The organism is Schleiferilactobacillus shenzhenensis LY-73, assembly GCF_000469325.1.
Taxonomy (GTDB): Bacteria; Bacillota; Bacilli; order Lactobacillales; family Lactobacillaceae; genus Schleiferilactobacillus; species Schleiferilactobacillus shenzhenensis.
This window is the reverse complement of sequence record NZ_KI271583.1, coordinates 285,557-307,163: the sequence shown is the minus strand read 5'-3', so window position 1 is coordinate 307,163 and position 21,607 is coordinate 285,557. Positions and strand designations below refer to the sequence as shown.

Genomic DNA, 21,607 nt, shown 5'->3' with positions numbered 1-21,607 from the left:
ACGACAACGAATAATATCTTATCAGCCCACGGCCCTGCCGTCAACACCCTTTTTACATGGCGTATACCGCTCCGTTACATAAAAACGAACAAAAAAATACCATTTCGCCTTATCATTAAGATATGGGCAAAATGGTAGCGGCTATCCCAGGGGAACTTAGCCAAACACGGACGCTATTTCCTGGAAAATCATGCTGAAAAATCTTTTTCAGCTTGTTTCAACCAGCCAGGGACCGCGTTATGGATCGGGGCAAAGCCCGCATCCACGTGATGGTTCGTCCAGTAATGTTTTGTGCGCACCCGGGTCCCAGTGAAGGGATCTCGGGTCATCGCCCGCAGCGACAGACTTATTTTCTGCGAATATTCGTCCACGTCCAACACTTTGACGTGCACTTCTTGACCCACGTGGAGAATATCCCGCACATTTTTGACATAGCCGTGGCGGCACTCGGAAATGTGAATCAGTCCCTGGGTGGTGTCATCTAACGCGACAAATGCCCCATAAGGCTGAATACCGCTCACGGTACCGACCAAAACGTCACCAATATGCACGGTCATCGTCATCATTTCCTTTCTAATATAGGCTTCGGCAACCGCTTAGGCGGCTTGCTCTTGGGCAAGCAGGAGAGCGCCCGTAATACCCGCGTCATCACCCAGGGCAACCGGGACAATGTACTGGTCCGCATCGGCAGGAACGGTGACGTAATCCGCGAGCAAGCGAGTGAATTGGGAGCGGATCAACGGGAAGAGCTGGCTCTGCTTGGAGACGCCGCCGCCGAAAATGATGATGTCGGGCGACAGGAACAACGTCGTCGTCATGCAGGCTTGGGCCAGATAATAGGCTTCAATGTTCCAGGCGGGTTCATCGGGGCCAATGTCCTTGCCCTTCTTGCCCCACCGCTGCTCAATGGCGGGACCGGCGGCCATGCCTTCGAGGCAGTCGCCGTGGTAAGGGCACGCGCCAGCAAAGGTGTCATCCGGGTGGCGGCGCACCAAAATATGGCCGGCTTCCGGATTCTGGTCGCCCATGTAGATACCGCCATTGTGAATGTAGCCCATACCGATACCGGTGCCTACCGTATAGTAAGCAACATTCTTCTTACCCTGCCCGGCGCCGCGCTTGAATTCACCGTAGGCCGCAACGTTCACGTCGGTGGTGAAGGCAATCGGCAGCTGCGGGTAGTGGGCCTTCAAAGCACCCAGGAAATCGTAGTTGGCCCACGCCAGCTTCGGCGTCGTGGTGATGTAACCGTATTGCGGTGAACTCGGATTGGCGTCGATCGGTCCAAAAGAGCCGACACCCATGGCATCCAGCGTGTACTTATCGAAGAACGCAAAAACGGCCCCCAAGGTTTCACTCGGGGTGGTCGTGGGAATGTGAATCCGGTCTTGAACGTGGAGCTCGTGATCACTAACGGCGCACACAAACTTCGTGCCGCCGGCCTCAATGGCTGCGTACATATTGATTGACCTGCTTTCTGCTGTCTCGTTATTTTTCACACTTATATGGTACAGGGATTGAGTACGGTTGTCTAGAAAATGCGGTTTCTTCCTGGTATAGCGGGGGCATCCCGGTGTTTTAACGCGAGTAATGGGCTCCAGGCCGTTCGACCGTGAGCTTAAAACCCAAGCTCGGGGCTTCTGCCGCATAAACGGGCTCCGGCGGGCAGCCCCACGCAGTCTAAGGACCCTAACACCAAAAACCCAAGCCCGGGGTTTTCGGCGTTAGGGCCACTTAGCCTGGTGGGGGTAAGCGCCCGCCTCCGCCCTCTTGTGCTTGCACCATCCGCCCTTTTTCGACTAGACTATGGAGGATTACGTCGCCATAGGAAAGGAACAGTAAAGTGACTGCAGACACAACACACATGTACGACCTCAGTATCATCGGCGGCGGACCGGTGGGCATGTTCGCCGCCTTCTACGCCGGCCTGCGCAACGCCGACGCCTTGCTTTTGGAGAGCCTGCCCCGGTTAGGCGGCCAGGTCAGTGCCCTGTACCCGGAGAAAGACGTTTACGATGTGGCCGGTTTCCCCCATATTAAAGCGAAGCAGCTGGTCAGTGAGCTGACGACTCAGCTCCACGAGTTTGCCCCGGCGGTTTCTCTCGAAACCACCGTCGAAACGATTACCAAGGAAGACGACGGCACGTTCACCTTGACCACCAATCAGGGCGCCTTCCACGCCAAAGGGGTGATCATTGCCATCGGCAACGGCTCCTTCGCGCCGCGCAAGCTGGCCTTCGATTACGACCACGCCTTGGACGATCGCCGCGTGCATTACTTCATCAATGACCTGGAAGACTTCCGGGACAGCGATGTGGCCGTGGCCGGCGGCGGCGACTCAGCAATCGACTGGGCATTAGCGCTTGAACCAGTGGCCAAGAGCGTGACCATCATCCACCGGCGCGACCAGTTCCGCGGTTTGGAGTCGAGCGTCGAGAAGATGAAGGCGTCCTCCGTGAATATCATGACGCCGTACCTGCTCACTGGACTGACCGAAGAGGCTAGCCGCCTCACCATCGGCTTGAAGAAAGCCCGCACGAAGGAAGAAAGCAGCCTCACCGCCGACCACCTCATCGTCAATTACGGGTTCACCGCCGATGCCCGCATCCTGCGAGATTGGCCCATTGAGATCAAAGGGGCGACGATTCCAGTCAACACCAACATGCTGACGTCCACCGACCGCATCTACGCGATTGGCGACGTGGTCGACTACCCGGGCAAGATGCAGCTCATCGCCAGCGGTTTCGGCGAAGCCCCCGTGGCGGTCACCCAAGCCCTACAGGAGATCTACCCCGAACGTAAGCAGCCCTTGCACAGTACGTCGCTGATCCACTAAGGAGCGTTGTAAAATGGCAACAAATGCCGAACGAATTTATGATCATTGTGTCAGTCTGCTGAATGAACGCGGCGTCCAAATCGAGGACATCAGCAAGCTGACCCTTTTTCTGCAAGAAAAGTACATTCCCACGTTGACGTTGTCTGAATGCACCGAGAGTGTCGACATCGTACTGCACAAGCGCGAGGTGCAAAACGCCATCATGACGGGTATCCAGCTGGATAAGGCGGCGGAAGCCCACCAGTTGGAGCCGCCGCTGCAGCAGATTGTCGAGGAAGATGAAGGCCTTTACGGCGTGGACGAGATCATGGCCCTGTCCATCGTCAATGTTTACGGCAGCATCGGCTTGACCAACTACGGCTACATCGACAAGATCAAGCCAGGCATCCTGGCCAAGCTCAACGCCCACGAACCGGGGATCATCCACACCTTCTTGGATGACATCGTCGGCGCCATCGCCGCGTCAGCCGCCAGCCGCTTGGCCCACGCTTACCCCGAGACCCAGCCGGATGTGTACTAATTGCTAAGAAAACAGAACGAAGCGCGACGGTTTTTCCGTTACGCTTCGTTTTTTGCTATAATGCCTCTAGTTCACTTCACAAACCGAACGAATCCTAATTCCAGCGGAGGCTGCTGCCTATGAATACGTTGATCGACTTTATCCTGCACATCGACGACCATTTGGTCACGATCGTCAATACTTTTGGTAATTGGACTTACGTGATCCTTTTCGTCATGATCTTCATCGAAACCGGGGTCGTCATTTTTCCTTTTCTCCCCGGCGATTCCTTGCTCTTCGCCGCCGCGGCACTGGCCGCTAACGTCGACTACCACCTGAACATCTGGGTGCTGTTCCTGGTCTTCCTCAGCGCCGCGGTGATTGGCGATACCGTCAATTACCACATCGGCCACCATATGGGGCTGGCCGCGAGTCACAACTCCTTCTTCGGTCGGTTCATCAACCATGATAAGCTGAAGGTGGCGGAGGATTTCTTCAATAAGCACGGCGGCAAGACGATTGCCATTGCCCGCTTCGTGCCCATCGTCCGGACCTTCGCCCCCTTCGTCTCCGGCGGCAGCAACATGCATTACGGCCACTTCCTGCATTACAACTTCATCGGCGGTCTGGCCTGGGTGCTGGTCTGCCTGTGCGGCGGTTACTTCTTTGGGAACATTCCCTTCGTCCAAGATCACTTCAGTCTGGTCGCGTTGAGTATCGTCGTGATCTCCCTGCTGCCCATGGTATTCGCCTACTTGAAGCACCGGTTGACCAAGCCCACCGTGGACTAAGTAAGAAAAGAAAATACATAAAAACCGGCACCGCCGTTCTGGCGATGCCGATTTTTGTCTCTGCGGAATCACGCCCGTTTCATTTCTCGCCGGGCCCACCAATACAAGCCGCCGGCGAAAAGTTCTAAGAGAATAAACGCCAGGAAAAAGGTGTGGGCAAAGAACTCTTCCGGCAGCACGGTAATGATTGGGTCCTTGGCCGGGTCGAAGATCCAGTCCGAGTTGCGGAACAGAATCTCGTGGAAAGTCACGAAAAACTGATCAAATCCCATCAGCGCCAAAACAGCCAGGAGCGGCGGCACGGCCAGCGCCACCAGACTCTGGCGATACAGCCGCCAAGTATCGTGCTGGCGGTGCAGGCTGCGCAGGTACGCCCAGGCCGGCCACGCAGTCACGATGAGGATCGCGTAATCCAGCAAGAACAAGGTCTTCACGTCCCGGAAGTGGATGGCCCCGGTGACGGAGACTGGGAAGTTGGTCATGTGCAGCGTGGTCACCCAGGGGAAGTGCAGATAGGCCATCAGCTGGGCGAAGTTCGCATACAGTTGGCCGAAGGTGACCTTCACGTTCGACTGGTCCAGGATGTTCAGGAAGTGCACATCAATGGGATACAGAATGAACGTCCCCAAAATCGTGAGGGCGATCGCGGCACTGAGGACAAACAGCCACAGGGCCGCGGCCTGGAAGAAACGCTTGATCATCTAAATCACCTGCCACTGGTCCAAACTGGACAAGACATACGTCGGCTGAACCGGCAAATTGGGCACTTCGGACGGCTTAGTGTAGCCGGTGGTGACCAGCAGCGTGTCCATGTGGGCATTGATGCCGGCCTGAATGTCGGTGTGGAAGTTATCCCCCACCATCAGCACATCCGCCGGCGTCATGCCGATTACCTTCAACGCCGCGCGCATGATCGGTACTTGCGGTTTGCCGATATAGAACGCCTTTTGCTGGGTGGCCCGCTCCACCAGCGCAATCAGAGACCCGGCCCCGGGGACCAAGCCCCGTTCGTTGGGCAAGTTCGTGTCTTCATTGGTCCCGATGAACTTGGCGCCCCGTTTGATGGCCAGCGTGGCCAGTTCGAACTTATGGTAGGTCACGTCGTAATCCAGCCCGACCACAACGTAATCCGGGTGGGTTTCTTCCAAGACCATGCCGGCGTCCAGCAGTGCTTTCTTCAAGCCCAGCTCGCCGATGCAGTAGAAGCTGAAGGGATGGCCGGCGGTCTGGGCCTTGTCCTTCAAGTAAGCCGCGGTGGCCAGGGACGGTGTATAGATCGTCTCGGGCGCGACGTGGATATCGTGGTTCTTGGCTAGGTTCTCCACCACCGCGGCTGGCGTCTTCGTTGTGTTGTTGGTCAGAAAAAGGAACGGGATCCCCGCTGCCTGCAAGCGTTCAATGAACGTCTTGGCGGCTGGGATACGTTCCTTGCCGCGGTAAGTGGTCCCGTCCAGATCGATAAAATAGCCTTTATAATGGCGCAAAAAAGTCGTTCCCTTCTTGTCAGGACTGCGGCGCGGTATCGTCCGGCACTTTCTCCAGAACGAAATACGCACAGCCAAAATTGCAGAATTCGTATAAGTAGTCGGCCAGCGTGCTGATGTATTGATCACGGTTAGCATGGCGGTGGCCTTCGGCGTAGAAGCCGCGCAGCCGCAGCTGGTCAAAACCCCAGTCACCGACGATGTAGTCGTACTTGGTCAGCAGTTCCACGTAAGCGGCGGCCAAGGCATCTGCTTGAAACCCGGCTTTGTGGTCCGCCACCAGCCGGTAGCGCAGGTCATCCACTTGAATGATCCCCGCCGGCAGCCGCAGGACTTGGTGGGCCGGTGGTGTGGGCGCCGGTACTGTTTTTTCTGTATCATTCATCGGCATCATGCCTCCTTACTTAAGCGGGTAGCGCTCCGCCAAGTATTGCCCAACGATTTGGCGCAGAAAGTCCGGGAACAAAATTTGATTGTCACCCATGATCTCGATGGTCGGGAAAAAGGGAATGAAGAGGTAGTGATCAAGGACGGCGATGGTGTACGTCCGCTCCGGGTCGACTGGCTGGTCATGCCAAAAGAGCGTCCGCGTCGCCGCGTCGTACCGCATGCCGGCGTACCCAATCGTCCCGAAGATCTTGCCCCGGAAGCTCATTCCCTTCAGCGGGAAGCGGCGCAGGAAACCGCGGTTCTTCTCCATCTCCCGGACCAAGCGCCAGAGGTCGGTCCCCTTCAGTGTTACCTTCATGGCGTGCATCGGGTGCGGCATCTGGGTGTGCAGGTCGTCGGCAGTAACGATGCCGGCGTGCAGGCCCGTGAGAAAGAGCCCGGCATTCAGGACCGCCGCTTCGGTGCCCGTATAGGCCATGAGCGCCTTCAGCGCCAGATCCAGCATCGGTGAGGGATGGTTGTAATCGATGGGAAAGTCCTTAGGCAGCCGAGCAATCTGGTGCTGCTGAAGCAGATGGTGGCCTTCATCGGCCCATCCTTGAATCTGCGCAGCATCCCCCGGGGCACTGGACAGGTCTGGCGTGTCGTAGACCCATGCTTTCTTACTGACGATATGGTGGTCCTTCAGCTTCAAGGCCATCTCACCCATGTGCTCGCCCCACTTGCCGGCCGCCCCGAGCAGCACCCCGTTGTCCATCTCACCGGTGGGGAGCAGGTGATGCGTGTGGGCGCCGAGGATCACGTCGACCTGAGGATAATGAGCGGCAATGTAGCGGTCCATCTCGATGCCCAGGTGAGAAAGGAGAATACACACGTCATACTGCCCGGCATAGGCATGCAGCTGGCGGGGCAAGGCTTCACCGATCAGCTCAGGATACCAGCCCTGGGCATGATACGTCGTCAGAAACGGGGCCGTATAGCCCAACACTAAAATACGCGTACCGCCGGCTGAGTGCAGTAGCAAATGGTCAATGGCAAACGGCGCCAGCTTCTGCTGGGCCTTATCGCTGAATAAGTTGCCCAAGACCACCGGGAAGTTGGCGTGGTCGTACAGATGACGCAGCACGTGGGGCGAGTTGCCGATGCCCTCGTTGTTGCCGATCGTCGCCGCGTCATAGCCGATGGCGTTGAGCATCTCAATATTGGCCTGGCCCGCCGTCGCTTCCGTAAGCGGGTGCGCCCGGTCCATCGCATCCCCAATATCGAAGGTCAGCACAGTATGCGTGCCCGCCGCCGTCCGGCAAGCCGCCTGCCGAGCCGCCAGCTGACGGCTGATCCGCGGCCAATTTTCGAAGTGGGAGTGGAGATCGTTCGTGTGTAATATATGGATAGTTTCCTGCACCGCTATACCTCTTCCGTGATTGTATGACTCCACTATACCGTGCTGGGGCGAGGCAAGCAACGGGGAGAAAGGCGAAGGTGAAGTCTGGCTGCAGGTTAGTGTCATTCCCTGGACCGGTGACTATAAGATGCGCAGATTGGGGGGCTGGAATGGCTGCTATCTTGCTCTGGCCCGGGTGACTCCGGGCTCCGCGGGCGGGGGCTGGAACGCTGCGGGGCGACTTTGAGCCAAATGCAAAGGACGCATTTGTCTCAAAGCTCGCCCTTCTTGTAGGCGGCAAAGCCGCCAACAAGATTTTTGCGGCTGAGCCCCCGCCCGCTCCGCCCTCCGTCACCCTACATTGTCAGAGACTGAGAACGTCTCGCTCGACATCAAACTCTGGCAGCTTCCCGCACAGAATTTACAGCAGTCGCCCAGAAGTAGGAAAGTCAGCCCGCCTGCCCGGCGAAATGTCCTGTCACGGAGAATCTCACGTTCGGGTAGTATGTAGGCGATTTGGGCCCGGAGGCTGGCGGGCGTCAGTGGCCAGATTGGTCTTAGCGGTCGGTCTTTGACCGCTTAGACCAAGGCCGGTCTTGAAGACCAGTGCGCACTTTGCACTGGGCTTCAAGCCGTGCCGGCCACGTTCCACGCCCAGCCAGCCGGAGGGCCCAAATTGCCGGGCCTCGCGTATATTTCTCTCCGCTAATGCTTCTGCTGCGCCAGATACGCCGCCTTGCCGGCAATCATCTGCTCCACCTCGGCGAAAGTCAGCGGGGCGCCGAAGGGCAGTGCCGGGTGGACCCATTGACGCTCGGGGGCGTCGACGCCGATGTTGATGTTGGTCGCGTAAGGCATCATGGTGTGGTGGATGTGGCCGTGGAGGTTGTATGTCTGCTGGGTGATGCCGAAAAACAGCGGGTAGTGGGTAAGGAAGTACTGGTTGTGGTCGTACTTCACGATAATGCCGACGTCGTGGAAGGTATACTTCAGCTCGCCGTCGGGCAGGATCGGGTTGTGCTCAGCCAGGTACTTGAACAGGTCGCGGTAGTCGTGGTTGCCCTTGATCAGCACCAAGTGGCCGTGGAGCTGGTTAAGGACGGCCGCCACTTCCGGCGGGGTCAGGTAATTCTTGGGCCGCAGGGCAATATCCCCCAATTCGTAGACCGTATCGGCATCGGTGACCCGGTCATTCCACGCGGTGATCATCTGCTGGTTCATGGCCTCGACCGTCAGGAACGGCCGCGGGGCGAAGTCGTTGTCCCCCAAGAGGTCGCTATGATAGAAATGGTTGTCGCTGATTACAAATTGCATGCGCATCCGCTCCTTTGCGTCCAATATACAACAAAACCTCCCGGCCCAGGCAATGCCCGAGTACAGGAGGCGGTTTTGTGTATGAATTAACCGATCAGTTTCATGGCCTGCTGAAGCACCGTTTCGCCGTCCATCATGCCGTAAGCGCGCATGTCGATGACGTCGACCGGAATCTTCTTGTCGGCCAATTTCTTCTCAAATTGGTCTTTCATGAAGCGAACCTGCGGTCCAAGCAGCAATACGTTGACGTCATTCTCAGCCAGCTTGTTGTCGGCATCGGAAGCGCCCGTCGCGAAGATGTTCGCCGTAATGCCGTCCTTCTTCGCTGCCGCATCCATCCGTTGAACCAGCATGGAAGTGGACATCCCCGCCGCGCAAACCAACATGATCGTCTTTTCATTTTCAGCCATGATCAAAATCTCCTTTGAATTTCTCAAGTCTCGTACTTCTTGACTCTTTAAGAATACACGCGAAAGCGGTTCATGTCAACTATTTGTTATTTTAGGACAGTTGAGAAAGCCGAGCATACCAATATGGCTCCGGTTACAAAGCGTAAGCAATTGTCCACCTTCATGTTATTTTATCGCGGCTAAAGCCTCGCGACTGTAAGGAAATGACAAACTCGGGTCGGCATTCAGCGTCCAGTCGGCCCGGATGCCCTCAGCATAAGCGACGTGGGCTGCGGCGCCAATCATCGCCGCATTGTCGCCGCACAGGCGCAGGGGCGGAATCAATAACTGCGGCGGATCAGAAAGCGTGGCCAGGGCGTCATGCATCCGCGCCCGCAACCCTTGGTTGGCCGCGACGCCGCCGGCAATGACCAGCTGGTGGACCGGGTGGGTCTTAAGGGCGCGCAGAGTCTTCCCCACAAGAATGTCCAAGACGGCATCTTGAAAACTGGTCGCCAAATCGGCTTTGCTCAGCGTTTCGCCGAGCTGATCCGCATGGTGAACCGTGTTGATGAATGCACTCTTCAACCCTGAAAAACTAAAGTCTAAGTTGTCTTCTTCCAGCATGGCTCGGGGGAAATGGAACGTGTCGTGCCCCTGGTGGGCCAGCTCATCCACCGGTTTCCCGGCGGGATACGAAATCCCGAGTACCCGGCCGATCTTGTCGTAGGCTTCGCCCACAGCGTCATCCCGGGTATCGCCGATGATCTGGAAGTCGTAGCGGCTGGCCATGTACACCAGCTCGGTATGACCGCCAGAAACTAGCAGGGCCAGCAATGGGAACTGGAAAGGAGCGACGTAACTGGCCGCATACGTATGCCCGGCCATGTGGTTCACGGGGATCAGCGGCAGATGATGGGCGAAGGCAATCGTCTTGGCGGCGGTGACGCCAATGAGCAGCGCCCCCACCAGGCCGGGACCATAGGTGACCGCCACGGCCGTCAAATCGGCGTAAGTCACGCCGGCTTGCGTCATCGCTTCCTCCGTACAACGGGTGATCTGCTGCACGTGATGGCGGCTGGCCACCTCCGGCACCACCCCGCCGAACCGTTTGTGGCTATTGATCTGAGTGGCAATGATATTGCTGAGAATGGTCGTGCCGTTTTCTACCACCGCCACACTGGTTTCATCACAACTGGATTCGAAAGCGAGAATTAATTCACGCACAGATTCAATCACTCTCCTTTTCTGCTGGCAGGTCTAAAATCATGTTCCGAGCATCCATCTGGTCGGCAATGTAATAATTCGGCTTGATGGCACCATCGCGGAAGCCCACCGAATGGTACAGGGCAATCGCCGGCATGTTATCCACGCGTACCTCGAGCGTCACCCGCGGAGTGCCAGCGGCCCGGGCGCGTTCAATCATCGTCTCAAGCAGAAAACGGCCTAGTCCGCGCTGCTGCCAGTCCGGATCGACCGCTAAATTCGTGACATGGGCTTCCCGGGGCGTGAACCAAGTACCGATGTACGCCACCAAGTGCCCGTTCTGGTAAGCATTCAGATACAGGGCCTTGTCGTAACGGCGCAATTCGGAATGAAACGCCCGGGCATCCCACGGCTGGCGGCCGGCATAAATACGCCGTTCCACCGCCAGCATTTCTGGAACGTCCGGTTCGGCCGCTTTCTTCAACTGGTACGTAATCCCTTGCAAGGTCACCGGCTGCGTTGAAAACTGCAGCACTGACGCCGGGGCCGTCCGGCCGAACCAGGACTTAAACTTCCTCAACATAGGGTGCATGTCCCGCATCATCATGATACTGCCTCCATTCCAGCTCGGCTTGGGTCTGGCGGTAATACGTCGGTACAAAATTGTGGATATCGGCCACTGGGGTCATAGCCGGGGCCCACAAGGCCAGGCGGGCCGTGCTGGGCAGTGCCGTCAATGAATCGGCAAAACTCACCTGGCTGCCTAACACGCTGCGCATGTGTTCTTGGTAAGCCACCGGAATCGTGCCGACCACGATGGCCGGCTGCTGCAACGCAGCGATCCCGGGCAAGAGCTCGGCTAATGGCGTGTGGTGCGGTAGGAGCACATTCTGCGGCCCGCTCGCGGCTGTCTCGGGTACCCATTGATACACGCCGGCATACACATTCTCGTGGCGGGCATCGATCAATGAAATGATCAAACGCGGATCGTCCGCGGCGATGTTCCCGGCCAATAGGTGCAGCGACGTGGTGGCCACCAGCGGCAGTCCCAAGGTCCAGGCTAACGTCTTGGCCGTCGTCACGCCGATGCGCACACCGGTATAACTGCCGGGGCCGCTAGTCACGGCCACCCGCTCTAATTTCTCCACAGGGGTGGCGGTCCGTTCCAGCAGGTCACTGATCACAGGCAGCAGCGTTTGGCTGTGGGTCCGCCGCATGTTGAGCGTCACTGTCCCTAATACTGTATCGTCTTCACTGACCGCTGCGCTCAGCGGCTGGTTTGCTGTATCAATGGCCAAAACCCGCAAATCCGTCAAACTCCCCTCAAAACTTGTTTACTATCTTTGCAACTGCGCCGTTCCCGGTACCCGGACCAGCACTTTGAATACAGTGTATAACAGAACCACTTGCAGGGGGGCGGAAATCAACTGTTTCAGCAACCGCCACGAGATCAGCAAGGTCCAGGGTGTCTGGTACATCAGCCGCACCCACAGCGTATTCATCAGCATATTGACGATGATCGTCACGCTGAGCACGCCGAGAATCGTGTACTTCCAACTGACTGGCCGATCATGCAGCCAGTAGCCATATAATGCGCCGGCGACGATGGCCGACAGCGTGAACCCGAAGTAAAAGGTCCCGCCGCCGCCTAGAAAGAAGCCAATAATGTCGTCTGCACCGCTGGCGAAAGCGGCCCAAAAGGGGCCAAAGAAGTAACCCAGCAAAGCTGTACCAATAAAACCAAAGCCCACTTTGACCAAGGTATCACTGCCGATGCTGAGTTTACTCAGCACCATCTGCATCGCCATTAAAATGGCCAGCCAGATTACTTGGCTCGTAGTGAGCTTCAAGGAATGTTGTGTTGTCATGGTGACATCTCCCAACTGGAGCTGTCGCAAAGAAATCTTGCGGCGAATGCGGCCCCAACACCGCAAGCAAAAGCTTTTCCGGCCGCAGTTCACATTCCGTTCCTGCAGCACTTAACGCGTGGGGCCTACTCCGTATTTTTATTTGTAAATACGTGTAATATCATGCAACAGAATAAGGGTAAAAGCAAGCTAGAGGGCGGAGGCCGACGGTTAGCGGCACCGGGCTGAGTGGCCTTAAGCCGGAAATCCCCGCACTTGGGATTTTGGGCTTAAGGTCCTCAGACCGCGTGCCGCTGTCGGCCGGAGCCCGTCTAGAGGGCGGAGCCGAGCGGTTAGGCCACCCAGGCTAAGTGGCCCGAACGCCGAAAGCCCCGCACTTGGGCTTTTGGTGTTCGGGCCCTTAGACTGTGGTGGCCTGCTCGGCGCAGCCCGTTTACGGCGTTGGGCTTCGCCCAACCGCCTTGTTTACAGACTGCAGGTATGAGTGACAACTCTCTACGGCGAGGAATACCGTCCTCTGACCCAGGTCACGATTTTCTCTTTCCCTGAACATAAAATGCGAGTACGCTAGAAGCATTCGGTTATGAGGAGTGAGTGTTTTGAAAAAGATCCTGGTACTGCACACAGGCGGAACGATCTCGATGTCGGCGAACGCCAGTGGTGATCTCCAGCCCAACGATGAGAATCCCTTGGTGGCAGATGTTGATTTAGCCGCTTTGTTTCACCACCGGCTAGACTTGGTCACAGAAGAAATCTTCAACCTGCCCTCGCCTCACATTACACCAGAACGGATGCTGATGCTCAAACAGCGGATCGTCCGGGCGGAGAAAGAGGAGCATGTGGACGGCGTCGTCATCACCCACGGTACGGACACGCTGGAAGAAACAGCCTACTTCCTCGACCTCACCCTGCCTAACACGATTCCTGTCGTCGTGACTGGCGCCATGCGCGGCGCCAATGAAATCGGCAGTGATGGTCTGCATAACTTCCAGAGTGCCGTGTGGACGGCATATTCTGATGAAGCCCGGGGCAAGGGCGTGCTGGTCGTGATGAACGATGAGGTGCACACGGCCCGTTTTGTCACCAAGACCCACACCACCAACGTGGCCACCTTCCGCACCCCAACATTTGGCCCCATCGGCCTGATTTCCAAACAGCACGTCAATTTCTTCCAGGAACTCATCTCCCAGACGGTCACGGACATCGATCACGTCGTCAGCGGGGTTTACTTATTGAAGGCCTTCGCCGGCATGGACGGTGACCTCTTCACCGCCATCGATCAGCCCACCACCCGGGGATTAGTCATCGAAGCCCTCGGCGCTGGCAATCTCCCGCCGGCCACCCTCCCGGCGCTGCGCCGGCTTCTGGATCACAACATTCCTGTGGTCTTAGTCTCCCGCTGTTTCAACGGCATCGCCGAGGACGTTTACGACTATGAAGGCGGCGGCGTGGAGTTGAAGAAAATGGGCGTAATTTTCTGCCGGGGGTTGAACGGCCAGAAAGCCCGAATCAAGCTGCTCGTGGGCTTGAGTAAAGGCATGCAAGGCCACGAACTGCACCACTACGTCAACAACGCGTTCTCATAAAAGCAATGCAAGGCGGGTGCTCAGCCGTACTTTGGCTGAGCACCCGCCTTGCATTATTTTTGGCGCCTTTCCTAGGTATGAACATTTGTCTCATCGGGACAGAGAATGCCTTAGTCCTCCGCCCAGTGCATGATCGCTTCGGTGTTCATCTCACCGTTGTGGCGAATCAAGTGGTGGGTCATCAACGCATCGTCCGGGTCAGGCACGCAGAGGGACTCCGCGGTGTCGCCGTACTGGATCTCCCGCTCGTAGCGGATGTCCACCTGTTTCAAGGCGTGGTGCAGAATGAAGTCTAACGGCAGGGTATCGATCATCCAATCAAAATAATGCACGTTATTGACGTGGTGGTTGGAATCGATGTCTTGGTACCGCACCCGATAAGACTTGGGCGTGACGCCAGTGTAATCCATCTTGTTGATGCGGGGGAACTTCAGGACCGTTTTTTCGTTTTTCGTATGGAACGGCGCCACCATTTCTTCAATGATGGGGACCATCTTCCGGGTGCTGAAACTCATCATGACAAAAGTGGCTGTAATATGGGCCAATTCATTGTCCGCAGCGTCGTGCACCCAAAAATCCCGGTAGCAGAAGAAGCGGTTGCGACTGGTGGCAGACGTGCTGAGGGTCACGGTCTCGTCCAGCTGAGGCAGGCGCGTGAACACCATATGGTACTGGGTGATCACCCAGCCCACGTCCAGAGCGTGCATCTTGTCTTCGCCCACCCCCATTGAATCAGTCTGGTGCTCAGACGCCATCACCAGAATGTCCAGCAAACTGGACAGATGGATCTCCTCCCGTGTATTCACCATGAAGTACGGGATCGTGTATTTTTCGGACCAAACCAGTGCCATTGGGTTACTCCTGCTTTCTGTCTTGCGTCGTTAAGTATTCTTGGTACACGTCCTGCCGGTGCCAGCCGCTTTCCTGAGCGACGGCTTTGGCCGCCTTGGTGGGTTTTTCTCCATGGGCGACCCGGTCCGCTACGGCGTCCTGGACCGCGGCCGCGGACCACGTTACCGGGGCTGCGGGAGCCGGCGGCGCCAGCAAAATCACCATTTCGCCCTTGGGTGCGTTGGCTGCCACGTAGTCGGCGACCTCGGCCACGGTGCCGCGAATGTATGACTCGAACTTCTTGGTCAGTTCCCGGGCGACCACGATTTGCCGGTCTCCGCCGACCACCTCGGTGAAGCGGGCCAGTGTCTTGGCAATGCGCATGGGGGATTCATAATAGATCGTCGTCATCGGCAATTCGGCGAATTGTTGGAGAAAGGTCTTCTGTTCCTGGGCCTTGCGGGGCAGAAAGCCGATGAAGGCAAACGGCTGGGTGACCAGCCCCGAGGCAATCAACGCCGTCAATCCGGCATTCGGACCGGGCAGCGCCACTACCGGAATGTTGGCCGCCACACACGCCGCCACCAGTTCTTGACCGGGATCGCTGATGGCGGGCATGCCGGCGTCAGACACTTGGGCAATGCTCTCCCCTGCCTGCAGCCGCGCCAGCAGCTGCGGGATGCGTTCCTGCGTATTATGTTCATGGAAACTGATCTGGTGGGTCGTAATGTCGTAATGGGTCAGTAATTTTTGAGTGTTGCGGGTATCCTCGGCGGCAATCACGTCCACACTGCGCATTACGTCCACCGCCCGGGGCGAAAAGTCGCCCAGGTTGCCGATAGGTGTCGGTACTAAGTAAAGCGTGCCCGTGTCGTGCGGACCGAAGCTGCGCTGCACGTGCACATTGTCAGCGAGTGCCATAAATAACCTCCAAGCAGAACGCACACTCTTCTTTGTCTTCCCGGCGTTTGCCATAGAGCTCTTGACACACATGGTAGCCTTGCTCATACAGTTTCTCCAAGTTTTTCTTCGACTTGGAGAGACCATTCTTCGTATCGGCAGCCCCGTTGTCTGCCCGGCTCAATTCATTCAAACGGTTGCGCAGGTTTACATTTTCGATGCGCAGCTCAGCGTTTTGCTCCGTCAAGGCGTCGACTTCGGCCGTCATTTTGTTGGCCAGCGCCAGCGTGTTCTCCGCACTTTCTTTCAATTCCTGTAACTCGGTATACAGATCTTGTTGCGTTGTTGTGTGTTCGGCCACTGGCGTCACCTTTCTAACATAACGAAGTTAAGAAAACGAACTGAGAATCTGGGCGGTCAGGCGCTCAAACAGACCCTGGAAGGCCACGTTGCCTTGGAGTCGGGCCTGGGCCGCGAGGGCCTGAGCCGCCGCCAGTGTGGCCGTGGTGGGCGGCCACTGGCTGGCCACGGCGGTCAAAGTCGCCTGGTGCTGGGGGAAGTGGCTGGGTGCTGCCGGCGTGTACTGAGCGACCAAAATGTCTTGCAAGGCAATAATCGTGAGATCGAAAAACAGCGTCTGCAAGGGCCGTTCCTTGACCAGCGGCATGATCTGCGTTTGGACTAAGATGAACGCCTGCCAATCATGGCGGCCCAGGGCGGCCAGCCACTGGTCCAGGGCATCCAGCAGCGGGCTGAGGGCTTGGTCCTCAGCCAGTGCGCGGGCCGTGGGCACCGACGCCCCCAGGGCAGAAAACAGCGGGGCCAGCTCGGGCGCGACGCCTTCATCCGTCAACTGGGCAGCAATGTTGGCGGCCGGTGCGGGCGGGAAATCGATTACCTGGACCCGGGACAGAATGGTGCTCAGCAAGCGCTGCTTCTGCTCGGTGACCAGGATGATCAACACTGGGCCAGGCGGCTCCTCGATAAACTTGAGCAGTGAATTCGCCGCCCCCGGAGTGAGCAGGTCGGCCTGGTCAATTTCGAAGATACGCTTAGCCTGCTCCAAGCCCGTGCGCGCCATTTCCTGACGGAGATCGCGGATATCATCAACCTTGATCGTCGCTCCGGTGGGCTGGATCTTGAGAAAGTCGGGATGGTTCCCCGACAGGATCTGCTTACACTGGGCACACTGTCCGCAGGGTTGGCCGTTGTGCACGTTACTGCAAAAAAGGCGCAACCCGACCCATTGTGCCAGGGCGGTTGTGCCGCTTTCTTGCGTGCCGCTGAAGAGGTACGCGTGGGCCAGCTGGTCCCTGCTGATCAGCCGCTCAAAGCGGTTGACCAGCCTGGGCTGCAGCTGGGTGATCGGCCACGCTGTCTCGGCTGTCATCAGAACTGCCGGAACTGCTCAACCGGCAGGACGAAGACGGTAGCGCCGCCGACCTGCACTTCGATGGGATAAGACAATGAACTGTCACCGGTGACGTCCATGCTCACGGGCGGGGTCATGAATTGTTCCCGGGCGTGGGAAGTCTTCTTGATCAAGGCTAAGACTTCCTCCACCCGCGCGTCCTCGATCCCGATGATGAACGTCGTGTTGCCCGATTTCAGAAAGCCCCCGGTGGTGGACAATTTCGTTGCCCGAATATTGGCGTCAATAAACTCGTTTTGGAGCATGTTGCTGTCTTTGTCTTGCACAATGGCCATGATCAATTTCATCGTGTGTCTCTCCTCTCAGTGGCTGGCAGTTAAATGGTCAAGTAAGTGGAAAACCGCTGACGCAGGGTCTGCCAGGCAGCCGCCGTCAGCTGGTCAATAGACTGCGTCCCATCGAGCCGGACAATGCGCTCCGGCGCGGCTTGGACCAGGTCCTGATACGTTTGGTGCACCCGTTCGCGGAAGTCGTCGCCGGTCTTTTCTAACCGGTCCTCGGCCCGTTCCCGGTACTTCTGGATACGGGCCATGCCCACCGCCGGGGGCACGTCGACGTACAGCGTCAGCGCCGGCATGGTGCCGGCGGTGGCGAACTGATTGATCGCCGCGACCGCGGCGGTACCGAGCTGGCGCCCGCCGCCTTGGTAGGCAATGGAACTGTCGACATACCGGTCAGAAAGAACGATAGCGCCGTCCGCCAGTGCTGGCCGAATCACGTCTTGCAAATGCTGGGCCCGGGCGGCGGCGTAAAGCAGCGCCTCAGTGGCGGCACTCATCTCCTTGTTCGCCGGATCCAGGATCAGATGGCGAATCTGTTCGGCGATGGGACTGCCCCCTGGTTCCCGGGTAAGCACCACGGGCCGGTCGGTGTGGGCCTTGACGATGGGCACGAGCTGGGCCAGCATACTGCTCTTGCCGGCCCCGTCCGACCCTTCAAACGAAATAAACAAGCCGTTCACGGTGTTCCCTCTTTCTGACTGGCATTAAATTCATTGTATCACGACCACCCGGCTGGGCGGGTCGGTTAACCATTGAATGTGTCGGTAAAATGGCTGATCAGTCCGGGCGCGATGTCGTGGGAATGGAGCTGACGCCGGCGAGCCTCCGCGTAGAGCAGTTCATAGCGGGCACGCAAGATCTGGACCCCGCTCTCATCGTTCCACGCGGTGGGTACAGCGGCATTCACGATACGCTGTTCCCGCAGCCACTCTTCCCGAATCGCATTGATTTCCGCCAGCAAGGCCGCATCGAACTCGTTGCGTACAGTGTTCTTTCTCACCCGCTACATCTCCTGTCGGCCCTCAACGGCCTTGATCAAGGTCATGGCATCGGCGTATTCGATATCGCTGCCGACGGCCAGACCATAGGCGAGCCGGGTGACCTTGATGCCGGCCGGCTTAATCAGTCGCGCCAAGTACATTGCCGTGGACTCGCCCTCCGGGGTGGCGTTCGTGGCAATGATCACTTCTTTGACCTCGGCGTGCTGCTGGAGTCGGGTCAGCAGGGACTTGATGTTGATGTCCTCCGGGCCCTTCCCCGTGGTCGGCGACAGCACCCCATGGAGCACGTGGTACAGACCGTGATACTCGTTCATCCGCTCCAGAGCCATGATGTCCTTGGGCTGCTCGACGACCAGGATGCGGCTCTGGTCCCGAGTGGGGTCGCTGCAGATGACACAGGGGTCCTGGTCCGTGATGTTGCCGCAGATCGAGCAGAAGTGCAGCTTGGTCTTGGCGTCATGCAGGTTCTGGGCGAAGTCGTCCACGTCGTCTTGGGGCATGTCCAAGGTGAAGAAAGCCAGCCGGGTCGCTGTCTTTTCACCGATCCCCGGGAGTTTCATATAGCTGTCGATCAATTTGGCGATCGGTTCCGGGTATTGCAGCATGCGTTACATTCCCTTAGCGAAGCGGCCCATGGTCGAATCCGTGGTCTTCTTGATCTGACTCTCGGCGTCGTTGACGGCAGCGATAATCAAGTCTTGCAGCATGTCCGGATCATCCGCATCGATCGCTTCTGGTTTGATCTGAATATCCTTCATTTCGTGCTTACCGGTGAACGTCACGGTGACCATGTCTTCCGGGGCTTTGCCGGTGAATTCGGTCTTATCCAGCTGGTCTTGGGCCGCTGTCATTTCTTTCTGCATCTGTTGCACTTGGCGCATCATGTTTTGCATGTTGCCGCCGCCAAAATTGGGCATTTTAGCCATTTGCATTCACTCCATCTGTTGGGTTGTTTTGTGGATCGTCTTGCTTGTGTTCATGTTCTGTTTGCGGCTGGCCGCTGTCCACTTCCACGAAGTCGCCGAAGAGGGCTTTGGCCTTGGCCACCAAGTCCGCACCGGTCGGGGCCGGTGCCGCTTCTTCTGGTGAGGCGGCCGCATCCTCAGTCGCGGTCTGGCTGTCTGCCGCGACGGCGGACTGACTATCCGGCGGGCGCTTACCCGGGGAAGCTGTGCCGCCGGCATCGCTCATTGCGGCTGCATCACTGTCAGAAATGACCGGCGGTGTTTCCTCAGCCGCACTGTCTGTAGCGTCTGCCGAAGTCGGTGCGGCCGCAGCACTGGCCGGCGGCGCCGACCGGCGGCGTTTCTTACCGATGGGATGCGCCGCCAGGTAGTCCTGGCGGATACGCGGCCATTGTTCCTTAGGGACGAAGTACACGGCAATCGCATGGTTCGCCAACTTCGCCAAATCGGCTTCGACTTGCTGGCGCATGACTTGGTCCTTCGCCGCCCGTTCGAACATGAGCGGATAATCAAAGGATACCACAACCGCGTCCGGGCTAGCGGCCACGGGCTCGGCGCCGACGTGCAGGACTGCCCGCTGGGACACTGACAACATACTGAGCAGCTCGTCCCACAATCCGCGGATAGCCTCCAGGCTTTGCCGGGTGGCTGTCCCCAGGACTGCGTTGATTTCTTCCAGGTTGACGCGCACTTTCGTCTTGACCGCCGCTGGGGCGGCCGGTGCGGGCCGCTGGGCCGGCGTTGGTGCCGGTGCCGCACCGCTGCCCTGCTGCACTTGCTGCTGCAATGCCGCCACTTGCTGTTCCAGTGACTTGATCGTATGGGTCAAGGCAGGAGCCGCGGGCGCAGCCTGCGCCCCTGCCGGGTTAGCCGGTTGGGTGGCAACGACCGTGGTGTCCAACGTCGCGAGCTTGACCGTGAGGACATCCAGGTAAACATCCGGGTGGGTCGTCTGCCGCAACTGGTCCTGGACCGCGGTGAGGACATCGATCATCCGATAGATCTTGGTGTCATTGATTTCTTTCACCAGGCGGGCAAAGGTATCGGGGTCCTGCGTCGCGTAGAAACTGCGGGCCAAGTGGGGATCTTGGCGATAGAGCAGAAGATCGCGGAGAAAGACCAACAGGTTGACGATAAATTGATTGGGATCCTTCCCCACGGCCAGTTCCTGCTGGACGATGGTCAAGCCCTGGGCGGTGTCCCCCTGGTCAACGGCTTGCAGATACTTAGTCAAAGTGTCGCCAGACAGGGAGCCCGTCACACTCAGGGCGTTGGCCAAGGTGACGTGGTCGTCACCGTAACTGAGGACCTGGTCCAAGATGCTAAGGGCATCCCGCATCCCGCCGGCGGCCGCATTGGCAATCAGCTCCAAGGCCGCGTCATCATAAGTGATCTTCATGTCTTTGAGAATATACTGCATCCGGTCCACGATCGTTTCGGAAGCAATCCGTTTGAAATCGAACCGTTGGGTCCGGGAGATGATCGTTGCCGGGACCTTCTGAATCTCGGTGGTCGCTAAGATAAAAATGACGTGGGCCGGCGGTTCCTCTAACGTCTTCAGCAAGGCATTGAAGGCGCCAGTGGAGAGCATGTGGACTTCGTCAATGATGTACACTTTGTAGTCGGCCACGGTGGGCGGATACTTAGCTTTATCGCGAATGTCGCGGATCTCGTCTACGCCGTTGTTTGATGCGGCATCGATTTCAATAACGTCGCCTAAGCTGCCGGCGGTGATGGCTTTGCACGTGTCGCACTGATTACAGGGTTCGCCGTCCTTGCGGAAGCGGCAATTGACGGCTTTGGCCAGAATTTTGGCCGCCGACGTCTTGCCCGTTCCCCGGGGACCGGTAAACAAATATGCATGACTGATCTGATCAGTGATCAGGGCGTTTTTCAGCGTCTGGGTGATCGTCTCCTGCCCCACTAAATCTGCGAAGCGCTGAGGCCGCCAGACGCGATACAGTGCTTGATAGGCCATCGCCAGCCGTCCTTTCTGCCCTACTTGTCCGGTTCAAAAACACGAGATAGTGAAGTGGCTGAAGCAGAATATTCCGCCCCAGCCACAATTAATTTCTATAAAACAAAAGGCACATGACAATACTCACTTAGTGCTGCTTCCTTCCGGACCTGACACGCTTCGTAAGACTGTCATTGCCTTAAGGCCTTGCGGCTTAATTAGTATAGCACAGGAGGGTGGTACAGGGCAAAGAGGCAGAGGGCGGAGGCCGACGGTTAGCGGCACCAGGCTGAGCGGCCTTAAGCCGGAAATCCCTGCTCTTGGGATTTTTGGCTTAAGGTCCTCAGACTGTGTGCCGCTGTCGGCCGGAGCCCGTTTAGAGGGCGGAGCCGAGCGGTTAGGCCACTTAGCCTGTGGTGGCCTGCTCGGCCGGAGCCTGTTTACGGAGGCAGGCAGCTGTCTGGTTCTGGCCCGGGTGACTACGGGCTGCGCGGGC

The 21,607-nt window shown here is 57.8% G+C and carries 26 protein-coding genes, 1 other RNA gene and 1 riboswitch; of the genes, 4 read left to right on the top strand and 23 right to left on the bottom strand.

The window, feature by feature from the left end; translation table 11 throughout:
* Nucleotides 1-188: 188 nt before the first annotated feature.
* Together L248_RS03550 and L248_RS03545 are read right to left on the bottom strand one after the other, a co-directional pair.
* Nucleotides 189-557: a CvfD/Ygs/GSP13 family RNA-binding post-transcriptional regulator gene (locus L248_RS03550; RefSeq protein WP_040534604.1), complete on the bottom strand. Its 369-nt coding sequence runs from the start codon at nucleotides 555-557 to the stop codon at nucleotides 189-191.
* 39 nt (nucleotides 558-596) lie between these two features.
* Nucleotides 597-1,460, bottom strand: coding sequence for an ROK family protein (locus L248_RS03545; RefSeq protein WP_040534603.1), 864 nt, complete (start codon nucleotides 1,458-1,460; stop codon nucleotides 597-599).
* 404 nt (nucleotides 1,461-1,864) lie between these two features.
* Here L248_RS03545 and L248_RS03540 point away from each other — a divergent pair, with 404 nt between their 5' ends.
* The 3 genes from L248_RS03540 (at nucleotide 1,865) to L248_RS03530 (ending at nucleotide 4,126) form a co-directional block, all read left to right on the top strand.
* On the top strand, nucleotides 1,865-2,836 hold the full coding sequence (locus tag L248_RS03540; RefSeq protein ID WP_022528700.1) for an NAD(P)/FAD-dependent oxidoreductase: 972 nt from the start codon (nucleotides 1,865-1,867) through the stop codon (nucleotides 2,834-2,836).
* Nucleotides 2,837-2,849: 13 nt separating this feature from the next.
* Complete coding sequence (locus L248_RS03535; protein ID WP_022528699.1) at nucleotides 2,850-3,356, top strand: phosphatidylglycerophosphatase A family protein; 507 nt, start codon at nucleotides 2,850-2,852, stop codon at nucleotides 3,354-3,356.
* Nucleotides 3,357-3,475: 119 nt separating this feature from the next.
* The gene (locus L248_RS03530) at nucleotides 3,476-4,126 is read left to right on the top strand and encodes a VTT domain-containing protein (RefSeq protein ID WP_022528698.1); all 651 of its coding nucleotides are present in this window, start codon (nucleotides 3,476-3,478) and stop codon (nucleotides 4,124-4,126) included.
* Between the two features lie 68 nt (nucleotides 4,127-4,194).
* Here the strand turns inward: L248_RS03530 and L248_RS03525 are convergent, their stop codons facing one another.
* From L248_RS03525 to L248_RS03480, 10 genes are all read right to left on the bottom strand, one after another.
* On the bottom strand, nucleotides 4,195-4,827 hold the full coding sequence (locus tag L248_RS03525) for a TIGR01906 family membrane protein (RefSeq protein WP_022528697.1): 633 nt from the start codon (nucleotides 4,825-4,827) through the stop codon (nucleotides 4,195-4,197).
* Nucleotides 4,828-5,610: a TIGR01457 family HAD-type hydrolase gene (locus tag L248_RS03520; RefSeq protein WP_022528696.1), complete on the bottom strand. Its 783-nt coding sequence runs from the start codon at nucleotides 5,608-5,610 to the stop codon at nucleotides 4,828-4,830.
* A 19-nt stretch (nucleotides 5,611-5,629) separates the two neighbouring features.
* Nucleotides 5,630-5,995 carry a YutD family protein gene (locus L248_RS03515; protein ID WP_245585268.1) on the bottom strand — a complete coding sequence of 122 codons (366 nt, stop codon included), beginning with the start codon at nucleotides 5,993-5,995 and terminating at the stop codon, nucleotides 5,630-5,632.
* 15 nt (nucleotides 5,996-6,010) lie between these two features.
* A complete protein-coding gene (locus L248_RS03510; RefSeq protein ID WP_040534602.1) occupies nucleotides 6,011-7,402 on the bottom strand; it encodes a bifunctional metallophosphatase/5'-nucleotidase in 1,392 nt (463 codons plus the stop codon).
* A gap of 684 nt (nucleotides 7,403-8,086) precedes the next feature.
* Complete coding sequence (locus L248_RS03505; protein ID WP_022528693.1) at nucleotides 8,087-8,695, bottom strand: hypothetical protein; 609 nt, start codon at nucleotides 8,693-8,695, stop codon at nucleotides 8,087-8,089.
* Between the two features lie 86 nt (nucleotides 8,696-8,781).
* A complete protein-coding gene (locus L248_RS03500; protein ID WP_040534601.1) occupies nucleotides 8,782-9,105 on the bottom strand; it encodes a PTS sugar transporter subunit IIB in 324 nt (107 codons plus the stop codon).
* 165 nt (nucleotides 9,106-9,270) lie between these two features.
* Nucleotides 9,271-10,320: a tRNA (adenosine(37)-N6)-threonylcarbamoyltransferase complex transferase subunit TsaD gene (tsaD, locus tag L248_RS03495; RefSeq protein WP_040534686.1), complete on the bottom strand. Its 1,050-nt coding sequence runs from the start codon at nucleotides 10,318-10,320 to the stop codon at nucleotides 9,271-9,273.
* Nucleotides 10,316-10,873, bottom strand: coding sequence for a ribosomal protein S18-alanine N-acetyltransferase (gene rimI, locus L248_RS03490; RefSeq protein WP_040534600.1), 558 nt, complete (start codon nucleotides 10,871-10,873; stop codon nucleotides 10,316-10,318). The genes tsaD and rimI overlap by 5 nt, the downstream gene beginning before the upstream one ends.
* Nucleotides 10,857-11,588 carry a tRNA (adenosine(37)-N6)-threonylcarbamoyltransferase complex dimerization subunit type 1 TsaB gene (gene tsaB, locus L248_RS03485; protein WP_022528689.1) on the bottom strand — a complete coding sequence of 244 codons (732 nt, stop codon included), beginning with the start codon at nucleotides 11,586-11,588 and terminating at the stop codon, nucleotides 10,857-10,859. Before tsaB ends, rimI begins: the two co-directional genes overlap by 17 nt.
* Nucleotides 11,589-11,627: 39 nt before the next feature.
* Entirely contained in the window at nucleotides 11,628-12,158 is a 531-nt protein-coding gene (locus L248_RS03480; protein ID WP_051999842.1) for a folate family ECF transporter S component, read from the bottom strand.
* A 38-nt stretch (nucleotides 12,159-12,196) separates the two neighbouring features.
* A riboswitch (THF riboswitch) is annotated at nucleotides 12,197-12,293 on the bottom strand.
* A 455-nt stretch (nucleotides 12,294-12,748) separates the two neighbouring features.
* Here L248_RS03480 and L248_RS03475 point away from each other — a divergent pair.
* The gene (locus L248_RS03475) at nucleotides 12,749-13,744 is read left to right on the top strand and encodes an asparaginase (protein WP_022528687.1); all 996 of its coding nucleotides are present in this window, start codon (nucleotides 12,749-12,751) and stop codon (nucleotides 13,742-13,744) included.
* A 110-nt stretch (nucleotides 13,745-13,854) separates the two neighbouring features.
* Here the strand turns inward: L248_RS03475 and L248_RS03470 are convergent, their stop codons facing one another.
* The 11 genes from L248_RS03470 to ffs form a co-directional block, all read right to left on the bottom strand.
* A complete protein-coding gene (locus L248_RS03470) occupies nucleotides 13,855-14,595 on the bottom strand; it encodes an acyl-[acyl-carrier-protein] thioesterase (protein WP_022528686.1) in 741 nt (246 codons plus the stop codon).
* Between the two features lie 4 nt (nucleotides 14,596-14,599).
* Nucleotides 14,600-15,478, bottom strand: coding sequence for a 16S rRNA (cytidine(1402)-2'-O)-methyltransferase (gene rsmI / locus L248_RS03465; protein ID WP_155828554.1), 879 nt, complete (start codon nucleotides 15,476-15,478; stop codon nucleotides 14,600-14,602).
* Between the two features lie 4 nt (nucleotides 15,479-15,482).
* Nucleotides 15,483-15,836, bottom strand: a complete 354-nt coding sequence (locus L248_RS03460) for an initiation control protein YabA (RefSeq protein ID WP_040534597.1) — start codon at nucleotides 15,834-15,836, stop codon at nucleotides 15,483-15,485.
* Between the two features lie 27 nt (nucleotides 15,837-15,863).
* On the bottom strand, nucleotides 15,864-16,865 hold the full coding sequence (gene holB, locus L248_RS03455) for a DNA polymerase III subunit delta' (protein WP_022528683.1): 1,002 nt from the start codon (nucleotides 16,863-16,865) through the stop codon (nucleotides 15,864-15,866).
* Entirely contained in the window at nucleotides 16,865-17,194 is a 330-nt protein-coding gene (locus L248_RS03450) for a cyclic-di-AMP receptor (protein WP_022528682.1), read from the bottom strand. Before L248_RS03450 ends, holB begins: the two co-directional genes overlap by 1 nt.
* 29 nt (nucleotides 17,195-17,223) lie before the next feature.
* Nucleotides 17,224-17,868 carry a dTMP kinase gene (gene tmk, locus L248_RS03445; protein WP_022528681.1) on the bottom strand — a complete coding sequence of 215 codons (645 nt, stop codon included), beginning with the start codon at nucleotides 17,866-17,868 and terminating at the stop codon, nucleotides 17,224-17,226.
* Nucleotides 17,869-17,933: 65 nt separating this feature from the next.
* Nucleotides 17,934-18,188, bottom strand: coding sequence for a YaaL family protein (locus L248_RS03440; protein ID WP_022528680.1), 255 nt, complete (start codon nucleotides 18,186-18,188; stop codon nucleotides 17,934-17,936).
* Between the two features lie 3 nt (nucleotides 18,189-18,191).
* On the bottom strand, nucleotides 18,192-18,791 hold the full coding sequence (gene recR / locus L248_RS03435) for a recombination mediator RecR (protein WP_040534680.1): 600 nt from the start codon (nucleotides 18,789-18,791) through the stop codon (nucleotides 18,192-18,194).
* A 6-nt stretch (nucleotides 18,792-18,797) separates the two neighbouring features.
* Nucleotides 18,798-19,106 carry a YbaB/EbfC family nucleoid-associated protein gene (locus L248_RS03430; protein WP_040534678.1) on the bottom strand — a complete coding sequence of 103 codons (309 nt, stop codon included), beginning with the start codon at nucleotides 19,104-19,106 and terminating at the stop codon, nucleotides 18,798-18,800.
* A gap of 1 nt (nucleotide 19,107) precedes the next feature.
* The gene (gene dnaX, locus L248_RS03425; RefSeq protein WP_022528677.1) at nucleotides 19,108-21,132 is read right to left on the bottom strand and encodes a DNA polymerase III subunit gamma/tau; all 2,025 of its coding nucleotides are present in this window, start codon (nucleotides 21,130-21,132) and stop codon (nucleotides 19,108-19,110) included.
* Between the two features lie 93 nt (nucleotides 21,133-21,225).
* Nucleotides 21,226-21,323: signal recognition particle sRNA small type (gene ffs, locus L248_RS15545), an RNA gene on the bottom strand.
* Nucleotides 21,324-21,607 lie beyond the last annotated feature (284 nt).

Bases quoted from the DNA above. Each gene is read 5' to 3' on its own strand.
- rimI (WP_040534600.1), bottom strand. From the start codon at position 10,873: ATGTTGAGGAAGTTTAAGTCCTGGTTCGGCCGGACGGCCCCGGCGTCA.
- L248_RS03500 (WP_040534601.1), bottom strand. From the start codon at position 9,105: ATGGCTGAAAATGAAAAGACGATCATGTTGGTTTGCGCGGCGGGGATG.
- dnaX (WP_022528677.1), bottom strand. From the start codon at position 21,132: ATGGCCTATCAAGCACTGTATCGCGTCTGGCGGCCTCAGCGCTTCGCA.
- L248_RS03470 (WP_022528686.1), bottom strand. From the start codon at position 14,595: ATGGCACTGGTTTGGTCCGAAAAATACACGATCCCGTACTTCATGGTG.
- L248_RS03550 (WP_040534604.1), bottom strand. From the start codon at position 557: ATGACCGTGCATATTGGTGACGTTTTGGTCGGTACCGTGAGCGGTATT.
- holB (WP_022528683.1), bottom strand. From the start codon at position 16,865: ATGACAGCCGAGACAGCGTGGCCGATCACCCAGCTGCAGCCCAGGCTG.
- L248_RS03450 (WP_022528682.1), bottom strand. From the start codon at position 17,194: ATGAAATTGATCATGGCCATTGTGCAAGACAAAGACAGCAACATGCTC.
- L248_RS03515 (WP_245585268.1), bottom strand. From the start codon at position 5,995: ATGAATGATACAGAAAAAACAGTACCGGCGCCCACACCACCGGCCCAC.
- L248_RS03535 (WP_022528699.1), top strand. From the start codon at position 2,850: ATGGCAACAAATGCCGAACGAATTTATGATCATTGTGTCAGTCTGCTG.
- L248_RS03430 (WP_040534678.1), bottom strand. From the start codon at position 19,106: ATGCCCAATTTTGGCGGCGGCAACATGCAAAACATGATGCGCCAAGTG.
- L248_RS03540 (WP_022528700.1), top strand. From the start codon at position 1,865: ATGTACGACCTCAGTATCATCGGCGGCGGACCGGTGGGCATGTTCGCC.
- L248_RS03525 (WP_022528697.1), bottom strand. From the start codon at position 4,827: ATGATCAAGCGTTTCTTCCAGGCCGCGGCCCTGTGGCTGTTTGTCCTC.
- L248_RS03530 (WP_022528698.1), top strand. From the start codon at position 3,476: ATGAATACGTTGATCGACTTTATCCTGCACATCGACGACCATTTGGTC.
- L248_RS03505 (WP_022528693.1), bottom strand. From the start codon at position 8,695: ATGCAATTTGTAATCAGCGACAACCATTTCTATCATAGCGACCTCTTG.
- L248_RS03480 (WP_051999842.1), bottom strand. From the start codon at position 12,158: ATGACAACACAACATTCCTTGAAGCTCACTACGAGCCAAGTAATCTGG.
- L248_RS03545 (WP_040534603.1), bottom strand. From the start codon at position 1,460: ATGTACGCAGCCATTGAGGCCGGCGGCACGAAGTTTGTGTGCGCCGTT.